The 1,785-nt window shown below is 68.5% G+C and carries 1 protein-coding gene; it reads left to right on the top strand.

Annotated elements, in window-relative coordinates:
- The first annotated feature begins 157 nt into the window (after positions 1-157).
- Positions 158-1,756, top strand: coding sequence for an IS1634 family transposase (locus AB0O19_RS38445; RefSeq protein WP_363626392.1), 1,599 nt, complete (start codon positions 158-160; stop codon positions 1,754-1,756).
- Positions 1,757-1,785: the final 29 nt, after the last annotated feature.

Genomic DNA, 1,785 nt, shown 5'->3' with positions numbered 1-1,785 from the left:
TCTAGTCCCGTACTTCGCGGGTCGTTGATTCGTATGGTGTGACCGGTCCGGGAGTGTCCCGGACCGGTCGTGTGGCGTTGATCCGGATGTGTCGATGACTTCCCGGTCCCCGCGGCCACGGTCCCAGCGTCAGCGCCTTGAAGTTGTGGTGACGTCCGTGGTGGAGAAGCGTCTGGGCGCTCTGCCTGTCGCTGCCGAGTTTCTGCGCCGGCTGGATGTGGCCGGGATCGTCGACGAGGTGTGTCCGGGCGGCGCGAGCGCGCATCTGACGCACGGACAGGTCATCGAGGCACTGGTCGCCAACCGGCTGACCTCGCCCGCACCACTGGTGCGGGTCGGGGACTGGGCCCGCACCTGGGCGGTGGAGGAGGTCTTCGGCATCGAGCCGGCTCTGCTCAACGACGACCGTCTGGCCCGGGCCCTGGACGCGATCGCGCCGGAGCTGGACAGAATCGCGGGGACGGTCGGCGCCCGGGCAATCACCGAGTTCGGGATCGACGTGTCGAGGCTGCACTGGGACATGACCAGCATGTCCGTCCATGGCGCCTTCCCTGCCGGGAACCAGGACGAGCAGTACCCGGTCATCGGCTACGGGCGCCCCAAGGACCGGCGGGTGGACCTGAAGCAGGTCCAGGCCGGACTCGCGGTCTCCGCCGATGGCGGCGTTCCTCTCCATGCCCGTGTCTTCGACGGGGGTGCGGCCGAGGTCAGCCAGGTCGTCGGCGCGATGACGGACCTGCGGGGCATGGCCGGTGAACAGAAGTTCCTCATGGTCGCCGATTCCAAGCTGGTGTCCTATGCGAATGTCGCCGCACTGCTCGCGGCCGGGGTGGATTTCATCGCACCGGTCCCGGCCGCGCAGGTCAAGGACGAGGTCTACGCAGCTCTGGACCTCGCGCAGGCGCAGGAGGTGGACTGGGTGCCCGAGCGGGACACCGACAAGCCGGCCGCCGAGCAGGAGAGCTACCGGGTGCTGGAGGACATCCACACCATGGCCGGGCGCCGCAAGCGGGATCCGGTGCACCGGGTGCGCCGGATCCTGGTGCACTCCACCGCTGTCGCGGCGGGCCAGCGCCGGGCTCGCGAGAAGCGACTGGCCCGGGCCGGCGAGGAGATGGACAAACTCGCCAGTGCGGCGGGTGGCCAGCACTATCGGACCCACCAGAAGATCACGGCCCGGATCGGGGTCATCGCAGCCAAGCGGCACGTCACCTCCTGCCTGCGCTGGACGATCAACGGAGGCGAAGGCGAACCTCCCGCCTTTCAGTGGCACTTCGACCAGGACGTCCTGGACGCCGAGGCCGCGGTGGACGGCTGGTGGGCGCTGCTGACCAGCATCCCGGCCGAGAAGGCCGGCGCGGCCCAGGTGCTGATCCATTACAAGGGCCAGGGCTCGGTCGAACGGCGTTATCACGACTTCAAGGGCCCCCTCGCGGTCGCGCCGGTCTTCGTCCAGCACAACCGGCGTGTCGCCGCGCTGATCCAGGTGATCTGCCTGGCCCTGCTCGTCTTCTGCCTGATCGAGCGGCAGGTCAGACGCGCTCTGGGCCCGGAAGAGACCATGGCCGGCCTCTATCCGGACAACCGACGGGTCCGGCCCACCGGCCGGATGATCCTCTACCACCTCGGCGAACTCACCCTGCGGATCGGCAACGTCACCGACCCGCCAACCGTCCAGATCAACCGTGGCGTCCAACTCCACCTCCTCGACCTCCTCGACACCGACATCACACAAACCCGCTGGCCACAGACCTGAAACAACGACCCGCGAAGTCCGGGTCTAGT

It is taken from the genome of Kitasatospora sp. NPDC091276 (genome assembly GCF_040684355.1).
Classification (GTDB): Bacteria; Actinomycetota; Actinomycetes; order Streptomycetales; family Streptomycetaceae; genus Kitasatospora.
Note: the sequence above shows the minus strand (reverse complement) of the source record. Positions and strands in the feature narration are given on the sequence as shown.